The organism is Streptomyces lydicus (assembly GCF_000717345.1).
Lineage (GTDB): Bacteria > Actinomycetota > Actinomycetes > Streptomycetales > Streptomycetaceae > Streptomyces > Streptomyces lydicus.
Window position 1 is genome coordinate 120,185 of the sequence record NZ_JNZA01000015.1, and the last position, 14,464, is coordinate 134,648.

The 14,464-nt window shown below is 72.9% G+C and carries 13 protein-coding genes; 7 read left to right on the forward strand and 6 right to left on the reverse strand.

The features are described from left to right. Positions 1 to 112 precede the first annotated feature (112 nt). Positions 113 to 1,933, reverse strand: a complete 1,821-nt coding sequence (locus tag OO62_RS16860; RefSeq protein ID WP_051733302.1) for a 3-hydroxyacyl-CoA dehydrogenase family protein — start codon at positions 1,931 to 1,933, stop codon at positions 113 to 115. Between the two features lie 390 nt (positions 1,934 to 2,323). On the opposite strand from OO62_RS16860, the gene OO62_RS16865 reads away from it, so the two are divergent. Next, positions 2,324 to 3,037, forward strand: coding sequence for a HEAT repeat domain-containing protein (locus tag OO62_RS16865; protein WP_077193939.1), 714 nt, complete (start codon positions 2,324 to 2,326; stop codon positions 3,035 to 3,037). A gap of 46 nt (positions 3,038 to 3,083) precedes the next feature. Here OO62_RS16865 and OO62_RS16870 read toward each other — a convergent pair whose 3' ends face one another. The 4 genes from OO62_RS16870 to OO62_RS16885 all read right to left on the reverse strand — a co-directional run bounded on the left by OO62_RS16870 (position 3,084) and on the right by OO62_RS16885 (position 7,298). Further along, the gene (locus OO62_RS16870) at positions 3,084 to 3,959 is read right to left on the reverse strand and encodes a geranyl diphosphate 2-C-methyltransferase (protein WP_033268236.1); all 876 of its coding nucleotides are present in this window, start codon (positions 3,957 to 3,959) and stop codon (positions 3,084 to 3,086) included. Between the two features lie 32 nt (positions 3,960 to 3,991). Further along, positions 3,992 to 5,050: a family 2 encapsulin nanocompartment cargo protein terpene cyclase gene (locus OO62_RS16875; RefSeq protein ID WP_033268237.1), complete on the reverse strand. Its 1,059-nt coding sequence runs from the start codon at positions 5,048 to 5,050 to the stop codon at positions 3,992 to 3,994. A gap of 19 nt (positions 5,051 to 5,069) precedes the next feature. Next, positions 5,070 to 6,512, reverse strand: a complete 1,443-nt coding sequence (locus OO62_RS16880; RefSeq protein ID WP_033268238.1) for a family 2B encapsulin nanocompartment shell protein — start codon at positions 6,510 to 6,512, stop codon at positions 5,070 to 5,072. Positions 6,513 to 6,758: 246 nt separating this feature from the next. After that, the gene (locus OO62_RS16885; RefSeq protein ID WP_033268239.1) at positions 6,759 to 7,298 is read right to left on the reverse strand and encodes a GNAT family N-acetyltransferase; all 540 of its coding nucleotides are present in this window, start codon (positions 7,296 to 7,298) and stop codon (positions 6,759 to 6,761) included. Positions 7,299 to 7,496: 198 nt separating this feature from the next. On the opposite strand from OO62_RS16885, the gene OO62_RS16890 reads away from it, so the two are divergent. Both OO62_RS16890 and OO62_RS16895 read left to right on the forward strand, forming a co-directional pair. Continuing rightward, the gene (locus OO62_RS16890) at positions 7,497 to 8,318 is read left to right on the forward strand and encodes an SDR family NAD(P)-dependent oxidoreductase (RefSeq protein WP_033268240.1); all 822 of its coding nucleotides are present in this window, start codon (positions 7,497 to 7,499) and stop codon (positions 8,316 to 8,318) included. Positions 8,319 to 8,385: 67 nt separating this feature from the next. Next, positions 8,386 to 8,742 (forward strand): MerR family transcriptional regulator, encoded by a 357-nt coding sequence (locus OO62_RS16895; RefSeq protein ID WP_033268241.1) that lies wholly within the window; start codon positions 8,386 to 8,388, stop codon positions 8,740 to 8,742. Between the two features lie 48 nt (positions 8,743 to 8,790). Here OO62_RS16895 and OO62_RS16900 read toward each other — a convergent pair whose 3' ends face one another. Then, the gene (locus OO62_RS16900; protein ID WP_033268242.1) at positions 8,791 to 9,822 is read right to left on the reverse strand and encodes an Rv2578c family radical SAM protein; all 1,032 of its coding nucleotides are present in this window, start codon (positions 9,820 to 9,822) and stop codon (positions 8,791 to 8,793) included. A 157-nt stretch (positions 9,823 to 9,979) separates the two neighbouring features. Between OO62_RS16900 and OO62_RS16905 the strand changes: the two genes are divergently transcribed. From OO62_RS16905 to OO62_RS41340, 4 genes are all read left to right on the forward strand, one after another. Beyond that, positions 9,980 to 10,423 (forward strand): SRPBCC family protein, encoded by a 444-nt coding sequence (locus OO62_RS16905; protein WP_033268243.1) that lies wholly within the window; start codon positions 9,980 to 9,982, stop codon positions 10,421 to 10,423. A gap of 252 nt (positions 10,424 to 10,675) precedes the next feature. Then, positions 10,676 to 13,192 (forward strand): MFS transporter, encoded by a 2,517-nt coding sequence (locus OO62_RS16910; RefSeq protein WP_033268244.1) that lies wholly within the window; start codon positions 10,676 to 10,678, stop codon positions 13,190 to 13,192. Between the two features lie 98 nt (positions 13,193 to 13,290). Continuing rightward, positions 13,291 to 14,148 (forward strand): alpha/beta fold hydrolase, encoded by an 858-nt coding sequence (locus tag OO62_RS16915; protein ID WP_033268245.1) that lies wholly within the window; start codon positions 13,291 to 13,293, stop codon positions 14,146 to 14,148. An 87-nt stretch (positions 14,149 to 14,235) separates the two neighbouring features. Next, positions 14,236 to 14,358 (forward strand): hypothetical protein, encoded by a 123-nt coding sequence (locus tag OO62_RS41340; protein WP_266105138.1) that lies wholly within the window; start codon positions 14,236 to 14,238, stop codon positions 14,356 to 14,358. Positions 14,359 to 14,464: the final 106 nt, after the last annotated feature.

A 14,464-nucleotide genomic window follows, 5' to 3' on the forward strand; every position in this document is an offset into this window, starting at 1 on the left:
GCGGCCTGCGGCATGAGGTGCCGCCTCCGCCCTTGTGAGCGGGGGTGGACCGCCGTCGGGTTCCAGCAGTCCACCCCAGCCTCCCCCTGTCGGGCGGGAGCGGCGCCACGGGTCAGCGCCGGGCGTACTCACGGAAGCCGCGGCCGGTCTTGCGGCCGAGGCAGCCGGCCGCGACGAGGTGCTCCAGCAGCGGCGCCGGGGCGAGCCCGGGGTCGCGGAACTCGGCGTGCAGCACCTTCTCGATGGCCAGGGACACGTCCAGGCCGACCACGTCGAGGAGTTCGAACGGGCCCATCGGGTAACCGCCGCCGAGCTTCATGGCGGCGTCGATGTCGTCCAGGGTCGCGTAGTGCTGCTCGACCATCTTGATCGCGTTGTTGAGGTACGGGAACAGCAGCGCGTTCACGATGAATCCGGCCCGGTCACCGCAGTCCACCGGGTGCTTGCGGACCTTGGCGCAGACCGCCCGCACGGTGGCGTGCACGTCGTCGGCCGTCAGGACCGTACGCACCACCTCGACCAGCTTCATGGCGGGCGCCGGGTTGAAGAAGTGCATGCCGATGACGTCCTGCGGGCGCGAGGTGGCGCGGGCGCAGGCGACGACGGGCAGCGACGAGGTCGTGGTGGCCAGGACGGCGCCGGGCTTGCAGACCTTGTCCAGCGTCCGGAACAGCTCCTGCTTGACCGCGAGGTCCTCGGCCACCGCCTCGACCGCCAGGTCCACGTCCCCGAAGGCGTCGAGCGACCCGGCCGGGGTGATCGCGGCCAGCGCGGCGTCCCGGGCCTCGGCGGTCATCCGGCCCTTGTCCACCGAGCGCCCCAGCGACTTGGCGATCCGGGCCTTGGCCTTCTCCGCCTTCTCCGGGCTGCGGGCGGCCAGCACGACCTTGAAGCCCGCCTTGGCGAACACCTCGGCGATGCCGCTCGCCATCGTGCCGGACCCGGCGACGCCGACGGAGGCGACCGTACGGCCGGCGCCGAGTGCGTCGGCGGCCGCCGGGCTCTCCGCGTCCGGGACCACCGTGCCGCTGCCGGGGGCCTCGTAGGTGTAGAAGCCGCGGCCGGACTTGCGGCCGGTCAGCCCTGCCTCGGCCAGCTGCCCCAGGATCGGCGCGGGGGCGTGCAGCCGGTCCTGGGAGTCGGCGTACATCGCCTCCAGGACCGTACGGGCGGTGTCCACGCCGATCAGGTCGAGCAGCGCCAGCGGGCCCATGGGCAGACCGCAGCCGAGCCGCATCGCGGCGTCGATGTCCTCCCGGGTCGCGTACCTGGACTCGTACATCGCCGCGGCCTGGTTGAGGTAGCCGAAGAGCAGGCCGTCGGCGACGAATCCGGGCCGGTCGCCGACTGCGATCGGGTCCTTGCCCAGGTCGCGGGCGAGCTGGGTGACGGCCGCGACCGCGGTCGGCGCGGTGAGGACCGAGGAGACCACCTCGACCAGCTTCATGGCCGGCGCGGGGTTGAAGAAGTGCACGCCGAGCACCCGCTCGGGGCGCTGCGAGTCGGCCGCGAGCCGGGTCACGGACAGGGCGTTGGTGCCGGTGGCGAGGATGGTGTCCGGGCGCACCACGGCGTCCAGTTCGGCGAAGACCTGGCGCTTGAGCTCGTAGTCCTCGGGCACCACCTCGATGACGAGGTCGGCGTCCGCGGCGGCCTGCAGGTCGGTGAAGGTACGGAAGCGGGCCAGGGCGTCCTGGCGCTCGCGCTCGGTGATCCGGTCCCGCCGCACCGCATGGGTGGTGGCGGCTTCGAGGGCGGCGACGGCTTGGCGGGCCGCGGTGGCGTCGGTGTCGATGCCGATGACCTCGCGGCCGGCCCGGGTCAGGACCTCGGCGATGCCGGTGCCCATGGTGCCGAGACCGACGACGGCCACGGTGGCCAAGGGCAAGGGGGCGGCTTCAGTTGGCAGATCTGGGGTGGAGTGAGGGCCCATCGCGAGACTCCTGAGGGTGTTCCCCTGAAGGCAGGGGAGAAGTGACGACTGAGGGTGTCCGCGCGGACGCGTGGCCAGGGAAAAGGCGCGGCGGCCGAGCCGCGGCAAAAGCCGCTGGCAGCCGCAGCGCTGCTGGCAGCGCCGGCGGGAGCGGAGCTGCGGCGGGCCCTGTCCCGGGGCCGTGCCGTCGTCTCCGTAGGTGTGTCGTGCTGTGCCGAACCGACTTCACTCTGTGGCGGCTGCGTCACCAGGCCGCCCGAGCAGGGGTGCTGCTCGTCCCAGCAGGTTAACCGGTGGGTAACCAGAGCGCCAGGGGTAGTCGGGGTCATTAGGCTGTGGTGCAGGCCACGTCGCAGGGACCGGGGTGGCCCGGCGGGAGGGAAGCGGCAAATGGAAGACGAATTCCACGAGTTGACGGACCGGGTGCGGGCCGAACTCCGCTCCCCACAGGATCTGGTCGCCTACGAGCGGTTACTGGGGCTGGCCCGCAAGAACACCCCCGCGGGGCGGGAGGAACTGGCCCGGATGCTGGTCGCCGTGGAACGCCCCCTGTGGGCCAGGGAGATCGCCGCCTTCATCCTCGGCTGCGCCGGCGACAAGCGCGCCTTCGAGACGCTCGTCCTGCTGCTGAACTACCGCGACCCGGTGCGCTGCGCGACCGCCGCGCACGCGCTGAGCAGGCTCGGCGACCCACGAACCGCCCGTGCGGCGGCCGCGCTCGCCACCAACCCGCTGCGCACCGCCTACGCCCTGCATCCGGTCCGGCTGCTCGCCGAGCTGCGCGCGCCCCAGTCCGTACCGGCGCTGATCGCGACGCTGGAGCGGCTGCTGACCCCGCACAACCCCTACTGGCGGGTGGCGCTCGCCTGCGTGGAGGGCCTGGGCGCGCTGGGTGACCGGCGGGCCGTCCCGGTGCTCACGGCCGCTGTCGCCCACCCCCGGCTGGCGGCCGCCGCGGCGGCGTCGCTGGCACGGCTGGGGGTGCACGAGGTGCCGGCGCAGCGCGGCAGCGGGACCAAGGGAGCGGAGCCGTCCGGGGCCGGGGAGGGGGCCAGGGCCGCTGGGGCACCCGGGGGCCCCGGGACGGCGGAGCGGGAGACCTGAGAGCCTCGCCGGGGCAGCGCCGACGCGCGGCGCGGCCCCGGCGTCCTCACACCCGGTCGGCGGCGATCAGCAGGTACTGGAAGCTGCCGTTGCGGTAGGCGTTCAGGAAGGTGTCCTCGATGCCCGTGACCAGATGGTCGGCCTCCCGGCGCAGCTCCCAGTACGGCAGCGCGGCCTCCGTCAGGTCCTCGACGTGTACGGGCACGAGCCGGTTGCGGGCCATCGCGCTGAAGTACGCCGAGCGGGGATGGATGTCGCAGATGTAGTGGGCGTTGATCAGGGACACCTCGCGGGAGGCGCGCCCGTAGGCGTCGTTGTAGCAGCCGGTGATCACCACATAGCGTCCCCCGCGCCGCAGCAGCCGCGCGTGCTCGGTGAAGAGCAGGTCCAGCTCGACGTACATCGACGACTCGTTGTTCCAGGACGCCGCGTACGCGCCGGAGGTGAAGCCGGTGTCGAGCATGTTGCGGTGGTGGTAGCGCACCTTGTCGTCGATGCCGCGCTTGCGGGCCTGCTCGTTGGCGAAGTCGGCCTGCTTGGCGGAGATGGTGGCCCCGTCGGTGGAGCAGCCGTAGCGCTGGTGCGCGACCACGCTGCCGCCGCCGCGTCCGCACCCGGCGTCGAAGACGCGGTCGGCGGCGGAGACGTCACCGAGGTGGGAGGCGAGGAGCTCGGCCTGGGCGTGCTCCAGGCGGTGGAGTTCGGCGGTGACCCGCTCGCGGCGCCGGTCGGGATCCGGTTCGTCGAGCACCGACCGGTCGGCGCCCCCGATGCCGTAGTGGTGGTGGTAGAGGTCGTCGATCTTCCCGAGTTCGAGGTTGACCGGGTTTTCCTCGGCGTTCCAGTAGTCCGCGACGCGGGACTGGTACGTGGACTGGGTCGGCACCGGTGTGCGGGCGGTGCCGGCGGGAGCGATGGTCAACGGTGACTCCTTGCTGTGGTGCGCGGTGCGGTCTACCAGTAGTTCGGAAGCTGGTAGCGGTCGGTGTTGGTGGCGTGCCACTCGTGGTTGCCGGACACCCAGTCGGCCAGGCCCTGGAGGTACCGTTCGATGAGGGGAGAGGTGGCGGCCAGCAGGGCCGACTCCGTCTCGAACGCCTCCATGATCTGGTTGTGGATCTCGACGCTCTTCAAGTACGCGGCCTTCAGACCGCGTTGGTCGTTGGCGGCGACGACTTGGGGCAGGTTCAGGTGGTCCGGATCGCTCGCCAGCTCCCTGGTGAACGAGTACAGGTCATTGACGATGGTCGTGGCGTTGCAGGCCAGCGCGGTGACCCGCTGGATCTCGGGACGGGCGTAGAGCGCCTCGGGCAGCTCGTAGCCGTCGATGGCGTCGACGATGGACAGGCACGGGCGGAAGTTGTTGAACTGCCGCATCACCAGGTACTCCCAGACCTTGGGTGCGTGCCGCGTCTCCGCCCAGGCAGCCTCGGCGAGGTAGCCGAGGTGCAGCCGGGCGATGTCGTGGACGAACCGGTCGGTCTGGCTGGGGGTGGCGAGGGCCGCGTAGTCCTTCAGGGCCACGTGGTACGAGCGCAGCGGTCCGTCGGCCTGCACGCCGCGGCGCCACTCCTCCTCGTGTTCGGGGGTGCCGTGGTACGGGTCGAGGGCCGACTGGGCCATGATCAGCCGGCCGCCGAGGCCGCGGTGCGCGCCGCCCCTGCCCTCGTCCTCCTCGCAGTAGCAGTTGTCGACGATGTTCTCCGCCAGCAGCAACTTGCCCGCGGCGGTGAGGCGTTCGAGGTCGGCCGCGCCGGGGTGCTGGAGGACGACGGCCCGGCCGAACTGGAACTCTGCGAAGTCCCCGCTCCACTCCGAGGGGAACAGATCCAGCTCGCGGGCCCAGGTCTCCAGCCTGCGGTCGATCTCCTCGACCTTTTCCGGGTCGGCGGGGGCGGCGGGCCGGTACCTCAGCCCGGGGACGGCGCCGCCGGGACGGGTCCGCGGGGTGCGGGTGAGTGTGGGCGGGCCGGGCAGCGTGAATCCGGCCGTGGTCTTCGGGGGCGTGCTCATGGTTCGGGACTCCACCCGGTCAGTCGGCGTTCCGGCCGATCTGGACGTTCTCCAGGACCCCGGCCGCGTCGGGCACGAGGATGGCCAGCGAGTAGTAGGCGGTGACGAGGTACTTGATGACGGCGGCCTGGTCGATGCCCATGAACCGGACGTTGAGGCCGGGCTGGAACTCCTCGGGGAGGCCGGTCTGGTACAGGCCGACGACGCCCTGGTCCGCCTCACCGGTGCGCAGCGCGATGATGCTGCTGGTGTGCGACTCGCTGATCGGGATCTTGCCGCACGGGAAGATCGGGACGCCGCGCCAGGCGGGGACCTCGTGCCCGTCGACGTTCGCGGTGCCCGGCACCAGACCGCGTTTGTTGCACTGCCGGAAGAAGGCGGCGATCGCCTTCGGGTGGGCCAGGAACAGCCGGGTCTTGCGGCGCATGGACAACAGCTCGTCCATGTCGTCGGGGGTGGGCGGGCCGGTGTGGGTGCTGATCCGCTGCCCGTAGTCGGCGTTGTGCAGCAGCCCGAACTCCCGGTTGTTGACCAGTTCCCATTCCTGGCGCTCGCGGATCTCCTCCACGGTGAGCCGGAGTTGCTGCTGGGTCTGGTCCATCGGTTCGTTGTAGAGGTCGGCGACCCGGCTGTGCACCCGCAGCACGGTCTGGGTCAGGGAGAGTTCGTACTCGCGCGGGGCGAGGTCGTAGTCGACGAAGCCGCCGGACAGCGTGGGCTCGCCGACGTGGCCCGCCTGTACCGGCACCTCCGCCTCGCCCTTCCGGTTCATGGGGAGCTGCTGCCGTTCCGCGTACGCCGTCAGATGGGCGGCCAGGGACGGCACCCGGTCGGTGAACTCCCGGAGCACGTCCCAGGGCAGCACCATCAGGACGCCGGCCGTCTCGGCCCGTACCGAGCTCCGCCACAGCGGGTCGGGCCGGCCGAGCGCCTCGTCCCCCATCTGGTCGCCGTCCGTGACGACGCCGATGATCTCCTCCTCGCCGTACTTGCCGGCCGTGTAGCGGGCGAAACGGCCGTGCACGACGAGGTACGCCTCGGTGGCGGGCTGGCCGGCCTCGAAGAGGACCTGGCCGGCCCGGACCTCCCGGGCCCGGAAGCGGCCGGCGATCTCCTTGAGGACCTCGCCGTCGTCGTAACCGCGCAGCGCGGGCAGCTCGGTGAGTGTCCGCGGGATCACCCTGATGTCGTCCGCACCGTTCTGCTCGAACTCGACACGGCCCCGGCCGACGCGGAGTTGCAGACGCCGGTTGACCCGGTAGGTACCGCCCTTGACGTCCACCCACGGAAGCGACTTCAGCAGCCACCGCGAGGTGATGGCCTGCATCTGCGGCTCGGACTTGGTGGTGGTCGCCAGCTGGCGCGCGGCCTGTGTGCCGAGGCTGGTGGGCGCACCGTCTGCGGATGGTTCGAGAGCGGGCTCGTCGGTGGCGGAACCGGTGACACTGTCCGGTACGGACACATTCCCTCCCGGGAGGTGAACAGAAGTGAGCAGAACGGCCGGTGGGGAACAAGGTGGCCGTGCGCAGGAGCAAGCCAAACAGGAGGGAGTGCACGCCGGTAACGGCGTGAAAGGGGGCGGACTCGCGCCCGGGAGTCATAAACGTCAGAAGGAGGCAAACCGGCGCGCGGTGCTTTCGCTGCACGCCGTACGATCATGGCCTTCGGGGGCTGCTGCTCCTGCGCCCCCTGCCGGTGTCCACCGCGGCTACGGCGTCCTCGCCGTGAGCGGGCGCCAGTAGCGAACTTCGGGGACGCTGCGGCCGCCCACCTCGTACGCCTCCTCCGCCCCGTCCGGAACGAAGCCGGCCCGCTCGTAGAACCGCCGGGCACGGGTGTTGCCGCGTACCACCCACAGGTAGAGGGCGCGGAACCCCTTCGCCCGGGCGCGGTCCGTGCCGGCAGCCATCAGGGCGCGTCCCACGCCGGTGCCGATCAGCTGGGGCGTCACGTACAGGGCGAACAGCTCACCGGCGGTCGGCCGGGGCGCGGGCAACTCCTCGGCGCCGGGGGCGATGTCGGGGTCCCGGGCCGGGCCGACCGACGCCCAGCCGACCACTTCGCCGGCCGCCTCCGCCACCAGGTCGGCCACCTCCGGTGGCCGGCGCGCGAACCACGACCGCCGCCGCGCGGCGTCCGCCGTCACGCTCATGGCGTCCAGATACGCCTGCGGCATCAGCCCGCGGTAGGCCGCCTGCCAGCCGCGCACCCGGACCGCCGAGACCCCGGCGACATCGGCCTCGGTCATCTCCCGTATCCGTACGGGGTGCGGCGGCTGCTGGTGCCCGGAACGCGTGCTGCCCGTGGAACTGTCCATGCCGGAGAGGGTAGGGGCCCGGTCAAGCGGACGACCGGGCAACGGCCGTCGTCCGCGGAGGGGCGCGGCCGCCGCCGGGAGAGGTGCCGCTTGACCTTGTCACAGGCGTCAGGGTTCGAGACTTCCGGCATGGAACGCACCACGCAGACCGGGCCGGACGCGCCCGGAACGGGATCGGATCGCAGGGTCGTGCTCGTCACCGGGGCCGGTACGGGCATCGGACGGGCCACGGCGCACGCCTTCGCGGCGGAGGGCGCCCGGGTGGTGGCGGTGGGCCGCCGGGCCGAGCCGCTGGCGGAGACCGCGGCCGGGGCAGCCGAGGGGGCAGCGGCGCAGGACGGCTCCGGGGGCGGCGGGATCACGCCCTACGTCGCCGACATCACCGCGGACGGGGCACCCGAGGCCGCCGTACGCCACGCGGTGGAGCGGTACGGCCGGCTCGACGTACTGGTCAACAACGCCGCGGTGGTGGGCAACGGCGCGCTCGGCAGCTACACCCGGGAGGGCATGGCGCCCCAACTGGCGACGAACCTCGTCGCCCCTGTGCTGCTCACCCAGGAGGCCCTGCCCCACCTGGAGCGGACCGGCGGGGTGGTGGTCAACGTCAGCACCTCCGTCGGCCAGCGGGGCTGGCCCGGCAACGCGGTCTACGCGGCGACCAAGACCGCCCTCGAACTCCTCACCCGCAGCTGGGCGGTGGAACTCGCACCGCGCGGCGTCCGGGTCGTCGCGGTCGCTCCCGGCGCGATCGAGACGCCGATCGCGCTGCACCAGGGCTGGTCCCCGGAGCGGCGGGAGGCCGTTCGGAAGTGGCAGATCGCGCACACGCCCATGGGCCGGGTGGGCCGCCCCGAAGAGGTGGCCTGGGCCGTCACCCGGCTCGCCGCGCCCGCGGCCTCGTTCGTGACCGGCGTGGTGCTGCCGGTCGACGGGGGAGCGGTGGTGGGCTGAACGGGCCCCGTCCGCCGGCCGTCCTGTAGAACGGTGCGGAAACCGGCGGCCCACGGAAGGAGCCCTGATGCGGATCGGCGAGCTGGCGCGGATCACCGGTGCGTCGCCGCGCGCGCTGCGCCATTACGAGCGCGAGGGGCTGATCGCCTGCGAGCGGGCCGCCAACGGCTATCGCGTCTACGACGCGCGCACGGCCGTACGGGTGCGCAACATCCGGCATCTGCTGACGGCCGGGCTCACCCTCGCCGACGTCCGGTGCTTCCTCGCGTGCCTGGACGGCGACATGACCACCGCGCCGCCGTCCGCCGAGGGGCTGCGGATCGCCCGTGAGCGGCTCGCCGCCCTCGACGAGCGGATCGCCGCCCAGACGGAGGCGCGCGACCGTCTGGCGCGGGCCCTGGACGGGGTGGTCCCCGCGGGGTGAGCGGGCGACGGCCCCACCGGGCCGCCGTCAGGCGTCAGGCGTCAGGCGTCAGAGCAGGGTCAACTGGGTGGGTTCCGCCGCGGTTTCGGCCGCTCGGCCGGCCGCGGGGGCCGGGGTCGGCGGGATGCGGCGGGCCGCGCCCGGCCGGGTCGGCCCGATGCCGTACTCCGTGGCGAGTTCGTGGACCTGGCGGGTGATCCGGCGCTGGTACCACTTGGGGGCGTAGGCGCCGTCCGCGTACATCGCCTCGTAGCGCCGCACCAGCCGGGGGTGGTGGTGGCCCAGCCACGCCATGAACCACTCCCGGGCACCGGGCCGCAGGTGCAGGACGAGCGGGGTGACGGAGCCCGCGCCCGCCTCCGCGACGGCCCGGACCGTGGCCCGCAGCTGCTCCGGGGAGTCGCCGAGGAACGGGATCACCGGGGCCATCAGGACACCGCACGGGATGCCGTGCGCGGTGAGCGTACGCACCACGTCCAGCCGGCGTTCCGGTGCCGGGGTGCCCGGCTCGACCGTGCGCCACAGCTCCCGGTCCAGGAAGCCGACGGAGACCGAGATGCCGATGTCGGTGACCGCGGCGGCCTGCCGGAGCAGCTCCAGGTCGCGCAGGATCAGCGTGCCCTTGGTGAGGATCGAGAACGGGTTGGCGTGGTCGCGCAGCGCCGCGAGGATGCCGGGCATCAGGCGGTAGCGGCCCTCGGCGCGCTGGTAGCAGTCGACGTTCGTGCCCATCGCTATGTGGTCGCCGCGCCAGCGGCGCCCGGTCAGCTCGCGGCGGAGCAGTTCGGGGGCGTTGACCTTCACCACGATCTGGGAGTCGAAGCCCAGCCCGGTGTCCAGGTCCAGATAGCTGTGCGTCTTGCGGGCGAAGCAGTAGACGCAGGCATGACTGCACCCGCGGTAGGGGTTCACCGTCCATTCGAACGGCATCCGGGAGGCGCCCGGTACGCGGTTGACGATCGAGCGGGCGCGTACCTCGTGGAAGGTGATCCCGTGGAACTCGGGGGTGTCGATCGTCCGGCTGACGACATCCGTGCCGAACAGCGCGGAGGGACTTTCGCCCAGATTTTCCCAGCGCATCGGGCCTCCTTCTGGATCCTGACGACCCCCCGTCCGCCATAATAGAACATGTGTTCCCTTGTGGTTCGTCAACCCGGATTTTGGGCGTGCCCCCCAGTGGTGGTTGGCTTGGCGGCGCATCGCAGGAGCGGCAGCCGACTACTGGAGGAAGACGCACATGGGGCAGGTCGAGGCCACCACGCAGCGCGAGATCGCGGCGGACCCGGAGGACGTGTTCGACGCGCTCGCCGACTACGCCGGTACGCGCCGGCAGCTGCTGCCGGAGCACTTCAGCGAGTACGAGGTCCGCGAGGGCGGCGACGGCAAGGGCACCCTCGTCCACTGGAAGCTCCAGGCCACCAGCAAGCGGGTGCGCGACTGCCTGCTGGAGGTCGACGAGCCGACCGACGGCCAGCTCGTCGAGAAGGACCGCAACTCCTCCATGGTGACCACCTGGGTCGTCACCCCGGCCGGTGAGAAGCGCGCCAAGGTCGTCGTCACCACGACCTGGCAGGGTGCCGGCGGTGTCGGCGGCTTCTTCGAGAAGACCTTCGCGCCGAAGGGCCTCGGACGGATCTACGACGCGCTCCTCGACAAGCTCGCCGCTCACATGGAGAAGTGACGCCGCGTCACTTCCGTCACCTTGGGCGCGTGTCGTCACACTCACCGGTTCGGGTGGTTTCCGGTGAGCCGAAGCGTGCGGCCCGTCGGAACGCATCCGTACCGAAAGCCCTGATGGGAGCCCAATGGGCGCCCGGGGCAAGGTACTTGACGTCCGGTCCCGCCCGGCAGATCCCCCTTCGTCCCGCTTGATCGCTGTTGTCGCCCGATGCGAGTAATTGGGCGGCAACAGGCGTGACGAGGGGAGCAGCACGTGGGCGGGACCACCCTGAGCGCGCGGGCCGGCCGGACCGGCCCGCCCGCACCCGGCGCGACGACGGCTCCGGCCGCCGCGACGCGAGCGGCCGGGCCGGGCGGGGGCGCGCCGGTGGCGCTCAGCCCGCGCCGCTTCCGCGCGGTCTTCCTCGGGCTGATGCTCACGCTGCTGCTCGCGGCCCTCGACCAGACCGTGGTCGCCACCGCGCTCCCGAAGATCGTCGGCGAGCTGCACGGCCTGGGCACGATGTCGTGGGCGGTGACCTCCTATCTCCTCGCCTCGACCATCGGCCTGCCGCTGTACGGCAAGCTCGGCGACCTCTTCGGCCGCAAGCCCGTCTTCCTCTTCGCCATCCTCGTCTTCACCGCCGGCTCGGCGCTGACCGGCTGGTCCCGCACGATGCACGAGCTGGTGCTCTTCCGGGCCGTCCAGGGCGCCGGCGGCGGCGGGCTCATGATCGGCGTGCAGGCGATCATCGCCGACCTCGTACCGCCCCGGGCCCGCGGCCGCTACCTGGGACTGATCGGCGCGGCCTTCGGCATCGCCTCCGTGGCCGGGCCGCTGGTCGGCGGATTCTGCACCGACCACGTCTCCTGGCGCTGGTGCTTCTACCTGAACGTCCCGTTCGGCGCGCTGACGCTGCTGCTCATCGCCTTCGTCCTCAAGCTGCCCCGGCCCGCCGGCCGCCCTAAACTGGACATCGCCGGCGCGCTGCTGCTCGCCGCCTTCTCCACCTGCCTGGTGCTGCTGACCAGTTGGGGCGGCACCGAGTACGCCTGGAACTCGCGCGTCATCCTCGGCCTCGGCGCCGGAGCGCTCGGCACCGCCCTGCTGTTCCTGGCCGTCGAGTACTTCGCCAGCGAACCGCTCGTCCCGCTGCGGCTGTTCCGCGACTCGGTCTTCAACATCACCGGCCTGATCGGTGCCGCCGTCGGACTCGCGCTCTTCGGCGCGGCGAGCTACCTGCCGACCTTCCTGCAGATGGTCGACGGCGCCTCCGCCACCGCGTCCGGTCTGCTGATGCTGCCCATGATGGGCGGCATCGTGCTGGCCTCCGTCGTCTCCGGCCGGCTGATCAGCCGCACCGGCCACTACAAGGTCTTCCCCCTCCTGGGCTGCGCGGCGGCCGCGGTGGGGATGTGGCTGCTGACGCGACTCCGGCAGGACACCCCGCGCGAGGAGTACAGCCTCTGGATGGGGATCCTCGGCCTCGGCATCGGCTGCGTGCTGCCGGTGCTGGTGCTCGCCGTGCAGAACTCCGTACGCCGCTCCGACCTGGGGACCGCGACCAGCGCCACCAACTACTTCCGGCAGATCGGCGGCAGCGTCGGCGCGGCCCTCTTCGGCACCCTCCTCGCCGACCGGCTGGCCCGCCGGCTCGACGACCGGCTGCCGGCGTCGACGCGGCTGCCCGATCCGGAGTCGATCACCCCGCAACTGGTGCGCGCGCTGCCCGCCTCGCTGCGCGACAGCTATGTCGCCGCCTACGCACACGCCATGCCGGGGATCTTCTTCTACCTCGTGCCGGTGCTCGTCCTGGGCTTCGTGCTCGCCGTCTTCCTGAAAGAGAAACCGCTGGTGTCCCACACCTCCCATGCCCCGCAGGCCGCCCCGACCCCGCACCCGCCGTACGGCGACGGGGCCGACACCGCCGCCGTGCCGCAGGCCCGCCCGCCCGCCGACCAGCCGCCGGTCAACTCCCGTGGATCCGCGAGCAGTTACCGAAAGGCCCACGCCTACGCGGCGGCCGGCCACTCCGGCGTCCCCGTCTGCGGCACCGTCCAGCACCACGACGGCTCCATCGTGCCGCGCGCCGCACTCACCCTGATCGATGTCGCCGGGCGGCAGATCGGCCGCGGCGCCACCGGCGAGGACGGGCGGTACGCGCTGAGCACGCCGGGCACCGGCTCGTACGTGCTCATCGCGGCGGCCGGCGGGCACCAGCCGCAGGCGGTCAGCGTCACCGTCGGCGAGCGGCCGGTCGAGCTGGACGTGGTGCTCGGCGGCGCCGGGCGCCTCGCGGGCACCGTCACCACCGCCGACGGCACGCCCGTCCGCGACGCCATGGTCACCCTCACCGACGTCCGCGGCGAGGTCGTCGCGACCACCCGCAGCGGCCGTGAAGGCGCCTATGTGATCGGGGAGTTGGTGGCCGGCGAGTACACCCTCGCCTCCAGCGCCCCGGCGTTCCGGCCGGCCGCCCTGCCGGTCACCGTCCAGGCGTCCCGGGAGACCCGGCAGGACATCGAACTCGCCGGCGGGGCGGTGCTGCGCGGGACGGTACGGGCCGGCGGCGGACGTCCGGTCGAGGACGCCCGGGTCACCCTCCTGGACGCCGCCGGCAACGTCGTCGACACCGCCACCACCGCCGCCGACGGGCTGTTCCGCTTCGTGGACCTGTCGGCCGGTGAGTACACCGTGATCGCCGCCGGGTACCCACCGGTGGCCACCGTCCTCCAGGTGGCCGGCGGCGGCCGCACCGAACGGGACCTGCAACTCGGTCACGAGGACTGAGCGTCCGCCTCCCGGCGCGGCGGCCGGCGGCGCTCGCCGCCGTCCGTCGCGCCGCACGCCCCTTGCCAAGATCATCGCGCGGTGTCGATCATGACGCCATGCCCACCTTCACCGCACCCGACGGCACCGCCCTCGCCTATCACCTCGTGGGGGAGGGCGAACCCCTGCTCTGCCTCCCCGGCGGCCCCATGCGCGCCTCCGCCTACCTCGGCGATCTCGGCGGCCTGTCGCGGCACCGCCGGCTGGTCCGGCTCGACCTGCGCGGCACCGGCGACTCCGGCGTCCCCACCGACCCGGCGACCTACCGCTGTGACCGGCAGGTCGACGACGTCGAGGCGCTGCGCGAGCACCTCGGGCTGTCCCGCGTCGACATCCTCGCGCACTCCGCGGCCGGCGACCTCGCCCTGCTCCACGCGGCCCGCCACCCGCACCGCGTCCGCTCCCTCACCCTGGTCGCCTCGCGGGCCCGCGCCCTGGGCGTCGACTTCACCGTCGAGCACCGCCAAGAGGCGGCCGACCTGCGCGCGGCCGAACCGTGGTTCCCCGGCGCCCGTGCCGCCTTCGACGCCCTCTGGACCGGTTCCGCGACCGATGCCGACTGGGACGCCGCGATGCCGTTCTTCTACGGCCGTTGGGACGCCGCCGCCCGGGCACACGCCGCCGACGAGGTGGCCCAGACCAACGAGCCGGCCGCGGAGCGCTACGCCACCGCCGGCGCCTTCGATCCCGCCACCGCCCGCGCCGCCCTCGCACGGCTGGACGCGCCGGTCCTGGTCCTGGCCGGCGCATGGGACGGCGGGCCGCTGCCCCGCGTAGCCGCCACCGTCGCCGAGGCGTTCCCCCGCGCCGAACTGACCGTCCAGCCGGGCGCCGGCCACTTCCCGTGGCTCGACGACCCCGCCGGCTTCTCCGCGACCGTGGCGGCCTTCCTCGACGCGGCGGGCACGGAAGGCTGAGGGGGTGAGCGGCTGAGCCGGCTGAAGGGCTGAACTTCCCTCCCTCGTAACGAATTTCGGGGGCAGGAAGCGGGTGGAGCGGGCGCCGTGGTGGAGGTCGACTTTCCGGTGCCCCGGATCGGGCCGGAAGGGGCACGGCGGCGGATCGGGGCGTTCCGCGACGCGGCGGCGTTCGAGCGGATCGTCGCGGAGCACATCGAGGGCGGCTGAGCGCCTCCGGCACGCGGGACTTCAAGGTCTGCTTCCCGGCCCCGGCGCGGCCCGGGCGCGTACGCTGCGCCACGCCACGGCCGAGGTGTGGCCGGAGGCGTCACGC

Excerpts from the sequence above, each read along its gene's own strand:
- OO62_RS16860 (WP_051733302.1), bottom strand. The coding sequence starts at position 1,933 with ATGGGCCCTCACTCCACCCCAGATCTGCCAACTGAAGCCGCCCCCTTG.
- OO62_RS16865 (WP_077193939.1), top strand. The coding sequence starts at position 2,324 with ATGGAAGACGAATTCCACGAGTTGACGGACCGGGTGCGGGCCGAACTC.
- OO62_RS16875 (WP_033268237.1), bottom strand. The coding sequence starts at position 5,050 with ATGAGCACGCCCCCGAAGACCACGGCCGGATTCACGCTGCCCGGCCCG.
- OO62_RS16885 (WP_033268239.1), bottom strand. The coding sequence starts at position 7,298 with ATGACCGAGGCCGATGTCGCCGGGGTCTCGGCGGTCCGGGTGCGCGGC.
- OO62_RS16890 (WP_033268240.1), top strand. The coding sequence starts at position 7,497 with ATGGAACGCACCACGCAGACCGGGCCGGACGCGCCCGGAACGGGATCG.
- OO62_RS16895 (WP_033268241.1), top strand. The coding sequence starts at position 8,386 with ATGCGGATCGGCGAGCTGGCGCGGATCACCGGTGCGTCGCCGCGCGCG.
- OO62_RS16900 (WP_033268242.1), bottom strand. The coding sequence starts at position 9,822 with ATGCGCTGGGAAAATCTGGGCGAAAGTCCCTCCGCGCTGTTCGGCACG.
- OO62_RS16905 (WP_033268243.1), top strand. The coding sequence starts at position 9,980 with ATGGGGCAGGTCGAGGCCACCACGCAGCGCGAGATCGCGGCGGACCCG.
- OO62_RS16915 (WP_033268245.1), top strand. The coding sequence starts at position 13,291 with ATGCCCACCTTCACCGCACCCGACGGCACCGCCCTCGCCTATCACCTC.